This window comes from Neptunicella marina (assembly GCF_014270035.1).
In the GTDB taxonomy this organism is placed as follows: domain Bacteria; phylum Pseudomonadota; class Gammaproteobacteria; order Enterobacterales; family Alteromonadaceae; genus Neptunicella; species Neptunicella marina.
The window spans coordinates 69,027-75,984 of sequence record NZ_JACNEP010000015.1 but is presented as its reverse complement, the minus strand read 5'-3'; the positions used below and the strand labels follow the sequence as shown (position 1 = coordinate 75,984).

4 protein-coding genes are annotated in these 6,958 nt (G+C 35.0%); all 4 read left to right on the top strand.

Annotated features, from left to right (window positions below; all coding sequences use genetic code 11):
* Positions 1-64 precede the first annotated feature (64 nt).
* From H8B19_RS15485 to H8B19_RS15470, 4 genes are read left to right on the top strand one after another with little or no spacing between them, the layout of a single operon-like run.
* A complete protein-coding gene (locus tag H8B19_RS15485; protein WP_186507799.1) occupies positions 65-2,374 on the top strand; it encodes a hypothetical protein in 2,310 nt (769 codons plus the stop codon).
* Positions 2,375-2,386: 12 nt separating this feature from the next.
* Positions 2,387-4,510: a hypothetical protein gene (locus tag H8B19_RS15480; RefSeq protein ID WP_186507798.1), complete on the top strand. Its 2,124-nt coding sequence runs from the start codon at positions 2,387-2,389 to the stop codon at positions 4,508-4,510.
* Between the two features lie 19 nt (positions 4,511-4,529).
* Complete coding sequence (locus H8B19_RS15475; protein WP_186507797.1) at positions 4,530-5,471, top strand: AAA family ATPase; 942 nt, start codon at positions 4,530-4,532, stop codon at positions 5,469-5,471.
* Positions 5,472-5,481: 10 nt separating this feature from the next.
* Positions 5,482-6,945 carry a tyrosine-type recombinase/integrase gene (locus tag H8B19_RS15470; RefSeq protein ID WP_186507796.1) on the top strand — a complete coding sequence of 488 codons (1,464 nt, stop codon included), beginning with the start codon at positions 5,482-5,484 and terminating at the stop codon, positions 6,943-6,945.
* The last annotated feature ends 13 nt before the right edge of the window (positions 6,946-6,958 follow it).

The following is a 6,958-nucleotide window of genomic DNA, read 5'->3' as shown; positions in this document are numbered from 1 at the left end:
CTTTGCCATGATATGCACCCACCTTTAACTGTAATTATATACAGTGTAGCAGTGGCTGATCAAAGTGGGTAATCAGGAAAGTTTATTAGTAGGTATTTTAGTTAGTTTAGGTTCAATTATGGCTCGAAGTAATCGATTTAGTAAAAAAACAATAGAGACTAAAGATAGTGATAAAACGCTGTCTGTAGAAACATTTGATCGTTTACCTAGCTTTAATTTGATTGACGGTGAATTTAGACAGCAAATTTACAAAAGCGATGGCACCACTGGCACTATTATATTTAATTCAAAGAAAGAGCTAATTGTAAAACAATTTCCAATAGCAGAAAGAAAAGGATTAGTGGTTCCTTCTTGGTTTTACGGTTTATATCAACACAACGCGAATATAGCTATTGAATTGGCACGTGTCTTATTAAAAATATTGGAGAGCAAAAATTTCCATTCAGGTATAACTAAACCATTTTTGAACATATCTGAATTTATTTTAAAAAAGCAACTAAGCGCCTTATCAGACCTAAACTTATCGCTATTTGATGAAATGATTAATGATATTGAGTACAACAGAGCTAAGGCTCTTTGCCGAGATATTCAATATGTTTTAGCTCATTGTCCCACTATCCAAGCCAACATAAATTCAGAGATTCAAGCTTATATTTTCGCTCACAAAGAAAGTACACCAGAGGAAAAAACTTTTGCGGAGCGCTTAGCAAAAGCTAATGTGACTAATGATTATTCCGATTACGTCATGTTTCAAATTTACGCCTATACCAGTGCCTGTTTATCTGAAATCGAAGATTCGTATAATGACACGATTAACTTTTTGGAAAGCGATAGATACGATTCATTCTTTTATGAAACAGGCGCGAAACTCTATAAAACATTAATCACTGAAGGAGGAGAAGATAATTTTGCAAAAGCTTTCGAAATTGAACTTACAGACAATTTTAGAATAAATAGAGCCGTTGATAAGTTAAGAGGGACGCTAAATGATGTTGACAAAAATCAGTTTGTTAAATTTATAGAAGCCTCTGAATTCAAATCAATTATTCCAGCCTTACCCAAAGAGTTAAAGCTAGACCCTGATGTTATTTTCCTGTGTAAAAATGTACTAAAACAATCGCTAGGCAATATTGTTGACTATAAGAATATGTTTTTAAGTAGGTTTAAATCAGGAAAAAATATATCAATTCAATTCTGCTATGAAAGAAAACTTCGCCACTGGAAACGTACTGCCTTCAGACAGAGCCAACAGTCCTTTTCAAAATGGAAACTTCAGCATTATTTTATTTATAGAGCTTTTTATGAATTAAATCAGAGTGGTAAGCAAACAGGTGAAACAGTACAAAATGTTTTGCTTGGTAGAACCAACATGTTTGATTTTTTATGCCAGCAACTTCTCATGGCAATTAGTGGTCGTAATAAAGAAGTTGTAATGAGTATTCCTGCTCGTATTAATGATATTAATATTTTAGAAAATGAAGACAGATTCGCATCGGAAAAATCTGTAGAGCTTATTGGCCTTAAAACTAGAGGTCACCATCGAGTTGCCAAGCAACCTGAAAGCCTATCATTACCTATCAATTCCCCTATGTTTAGATACATAGAAATTCTAGATAAAGTAAGGCAAATTCAATTTCCAAATAGAACTACATTTTTCGTAGGTGACGATGTTTACAAGTTTTGGCAGAAAAAGTTTGCCATTAACACTGAAATAAAAGAGCGGAATGGCAACCTAATTGGAACGATTGATAGTACTCGCTTTAGAAAAGTTTTCACGGGTGAAATTCTTCATAAATACCTAGAGAAAATATCCAATAAAGATGACCTAATAAGAGCGGTTGCATCTGATCTTAAAAATTCAATACCACTTGTATATTTGATGCAGTCTTCAACGGCTGAGACGATGATTGCAAGTGCAATAATTGGTTTACAGATAAAATTCATTGAACACCACTTGCAAGTAGCAGCTACGTTAAAAGTTAATGAAGCCAAATCAATAAATGATGCCGCTAAACGATTTCTGTGTGATTGTATAGATCCCCGAAACCCAGACTATGCAGAAAACCTTAATATAGATTATTGCAAACAGTTCGATCATTGCTTGGGCTGCTCGAAAGCTGAAGTATATAGAGAACATCTACCCAATATTATCTATCGGTGTTTTCAATATGAACAAGTGCTGCTGTTAAATAAGGATTTGTACGACACGGCCTACGCACTTAAACACCATTTGGCTAAGCAGGTAATTGAGACATTCGTTACGAAAGCATCTGACGGTCAACAACTTCATGAACATGCTTTCGAAGTTGCGAGTTCAGCATGGGATGATCCTGACACTTACCTTTTACCACCATTATTACATCCAAATGCTTAAGGAAAGTCGAACATGTTAAGTGAAAAATTAAACTTAGAACGAGAAGATAATGATGTTGACCTGTTCTCACGACTTCTACCACATGAGTTAGAGAAGCTTGGAATTGAGCAATGGAAACAGCTTGATGAATTAAATAATACATATGCTTTAAAGCCAATGAGCCAATTTTACAATGGCACCAAATTCAATGACAGCGTTTGGTGGTTAGATAAAGATAAAAAAATAGAATGGGGCAACATTGAAAATAAGCACCCAAATAGCTTGCCATTCATATTATTGGTAAAAATAGCTGTGTACTTCACTATTCAAATAACGAAAATAAACAGTTCTCTCTTCTATGGAAATATCACTAGAGTTATTGAATCAATAGGCTCAAGAATGGCATTAGAAGGAATTCTTTCAGGCCCCAAAAACGCCCCTTTTAAGCCGGGTTCTGAGGTATCAACACAAAAGCTACATACATGGATTGTAAGTGCTCTAGATAATGATGAATTCAAAAGTCCAACAGTACTTTATTGCTTAGAAAAAATTATAAACACACCAATTAGTCAATTTGACCATATAAAATTTCTTAATATCTCTTGTGAAAGCCCTTGGGAAAAATATAAAAAACGTACAGTAAAGGTGCTAAGTGATATTCGATACTTCTACACACAGCAGTATATTAATGACATTTTAGGTGAAAAGGCTACCAGAACTTCTATTAAGTCGTATCAACCATTTTCAGAAAATGCATGTGCAAAAATATTAGATTTCGCTACCCCTATTGTTAATGAATACCAAGACTTACTTAAAGAAATCTTTGATTTAACTAGTTACCGTCAGAACTTATGTTCTAGTGGTCGCCTTAATGCTCGCACTTCTAGAGTAATTCTTAGTCACAAAAAGAGTTTAAATAAAATACTACCCGTAACAGTATTCAAAAGAAAAAACCGCAAGCCAGTTGTTCGAGCAGCCTATATGAATGAACTTTACGAGATTGTTCAGGGGGCTGCATTATGGATAATATTATTAACGTCTGCATTGAGAAACATTGACGTAAGAAAAAACCTTCTTAAGAATTGTCATGAGCCTGATCTAGATTCGGAATTAATGAATTATTTAGTTACCGATGTAGAAAAGACAAAGCAAGAGGACTATCCAATCCCTATCCCTCCAGTAACAGTGAATACTATTAAGCTGTTGCTGAATTTAAATTATGCACCTGACTCATGCCCTTATTTGATAGTACGACGAAACTTTGATGCTAGTCCTAATACAAAAAATTGGAATTACAATGGAGGCGCAATAAATCGTTTATTAAGACTAGTTGCGAATCATGTAGGAGCAGATTTATTTGAAAACTTGCAAGAAGACGATAACGATGAAGGTATGGCTCATCGTTGCAGAACGACAATGGCTGGTTGGATAGGAACCAATTCACCGATTGCTGTGATGATTGTTAGACGTTTATTCGGTCATGCCAACGGGATCATGCCTGATCATTATTTAAAGGCCAATAATAAAGTTCGAGAAGTACGTAGAGAATTAACACAAAAAACACAAACTGATCTGTCCGACTCTATAGCAGTAGCAATTGTTGATAACAAAGTTGGTGGAGGTATGAAGCGTGTCCTTAAAAATGGTAGAGATGAGTTAGAAAAGCTCATTAAGGAAGAGGCAATACAAAAGAATGAATCCTTAACCGAAGGAGAAATTAGGCTAAGACTGATAGATAGGGTTTCCTACATATTGAAGCAAAAACTATTATATGGCGATGTTTTAGGCTTACAAACACCCTTATCCTTAATATGCATGCGTCCAACGTCATCAAATACTGATGCTCCGTGCGCAGTTCAATCGAATAAGTTATCACGGATAAATAAAGAAATAGATGAAGCATTTGCTAAAGGAATTCAATTATCAAACCTCCCTGTTCTTGAGAACTGCAAGGGACCACTGTGTGGGCATTCATTACTGTTCGACAATCCAATTGCTAAAATTTTACTGGAACAGTTTAAATACTACGCTACGTATTTACAAGGTATCAGACATACCGTAATTGATTTAGATAAAGAAGCTGAGACCTTTATAAAGTTATATTTTGAGCCTCTTAAGGATGTTTACCCAGAAGCAATAGAACAGATTAAAGGCTAAGCCTCGGAAGGAATATTTGATGCGTAAAAAATTTAAAAGTGATAAGGAGCGATTACAAGCTTTAGAAGCAGCTTTCTTGTCACAAACTGCTGAAGCCTTCGTAAAAAACAAACTTCGCGGAATAGCTACAATGAAGGTTATATGTAAAGTTGCTGATGTGGATACAACATATGTGTATGGGCATAAAAACCCATCACCTGAAGATAAGAAGAAATATGATGCTTTTGTTGCAAAAGTTAATCTTTTTGCAGAAACATTTAAGAGTAGAGATAAAAAAATAGTATCTGACGAAGTTGATTTGGAAGAACAGTTACAGAATGCAAGAGACAATAACTTTGTACTCAAATATGAAGTAAATGAACTTAAGATAAAGCTATCAAATTTAAACAAAGAATTAATGGGACAAAAAACAAATAATGTCTTGTCATCTGTCCTTGGTAACCCCAAAAGTCCCGCGTCGCAGCTTAATGAAAATACAATTTCAGTTGTCAGCCCTGATATCGGATTAATTCATAATAATCGGTATGAATTTAGCAACGTAAAGTTAAGGGAAAAAGCTTGGCGGGAAGCTAAGCTGCACTTCCAGAAGCTAATGAAAAGATCTGTCCCTCAAAGGGTATTCATTCTAATTGGATTGCCCTCATCTGGTAAGTCAACGTGGGCACAAGAAACTAGAGATTTTAATAAGGATCGTCATTCCGTAATCGTGGACTCAACTAACCTTACCAAAGGTGAAAGAGCGCAGTGGATCATGTTGGCTCGTAAAGCAAAAGACGTAAAAATATGTGCCGTTAGGTTTTTAGTTGATTTTACGACAATAAAAGAACGAAATATTCTAAATACTCAAAATAATAAGTTTATAGATGTTGAAATATTGGAGAAGAAAAGGGACTCAATTGAAGAGATTGACTTTGAATTTGAAGATATCGATGAAGTGATCATCGTAAGACATGATCAATAAGGTCAAATTTATGAGCAATATTGTTGAATTTCCACAAAGTGATGTTGAAAGGTATCGAAATTTAAAAAATAAGATTCTCTCTTCTCAGTTTGAACCCGTAGCATTTTCACCTAAACGGGACAAACAGATCCCAATGCTTATCGGTGAATCAGGATATCTTCATGAACATGCTAATGAGTTCCTACTAACTAGGTTTCATCACCCAGAAGTATTTAGTCCGATAGCCATCAAAACTGGTAGAAAAAAAGGCTTCAGCCCAGTAACCCTCACTACTATTAAAAATTATGCAGAGCATATCAGGAACTGGCTAAATATCTGCGCATCACAAGGAAGAAGTTATCTTAATGTTGATGAAGCGTTTTTGGATTCTGTACTAGATGTGATGCGTGATGATGATTGTGAAGATGACGAAGAACCTGTTAAAGAATCCTCTATACAAGTTTACCTAAATACATGGCGTTTATTTTATGATTATTTAGACGTCATAAATGTATCCCATACATTTAAAATTCCTCCCAAAGTTAGACAAGAACGCCAAAAAAGTAGACTAGAAGACGAGGCAAGACCCTTTAATTATGCGATCTCAAAGAAAACAAATAGCATTCTGGTAGATCCTAAAGTTAAAGCTAAAAGGATGGTCAAAACAAAAGACTATACGAGTCAAGTATTAACTAAAGAGCAGATGAAATGTCTGATAACCGAATTAAGTCAAATTGATATCGTATACGCAGTAATGGCCCATGTTCAATTAGACACTCTTTTAAGGATAAACGAATTAGTTCATCACTTTCCCTATGAAAGTGATAAAGCGAACAAGAACTGGAAAAGTTGGGGACAATTGAAGTTAGAAGAGCAAGAATGTCAAAAACTAAAATTTATTGGTAAAGGGCAGATTGAAAGAGAGATTGATGTTTCAATCAAAACCATGAAATTACTTAGCGATAAGTACATTACTGCAAAGGAAGAAAATTCTGACATTACAATTTACGATGAACGGAAACAGTTATATTTAACGAAATATCTACAAAGCAAATTAGGTAAAGAGTCAGAATTCGATATCAACTCTAATGTATTGTGGCTGTCAAAGAATGGTACACCTGTCAGTAAAACAATGTACAGAAAAGCCTTTGCCAAGGCAGCCAAAATTCTGCGAGACAAGAAGATCATTGATAACAGAATATATCTTAGACCTCATGGCATTAGACATACAGGTGCCACATTAAGGTTGCTGAAATATCAAGAGGAACAAGGAGTTGAAATCCATATGGCAAACCTTGATGATATTCATGCATTTATTCAGGAGCTGTTAGGGCATGTTCAACCTGAAACGACCGCTAGATACATTGAAACAGTCGGAAAATTAAAAATTGGTGATTTGGCCTTAAAGACAATTTTAAGACAAGAGGACTTTTGGGAAGAAGAGTTAATTAAAAACTCTCCTTTAGCAAAAGGTGTATCTGCAATAAAAAGTTAGATACATGAAGCCG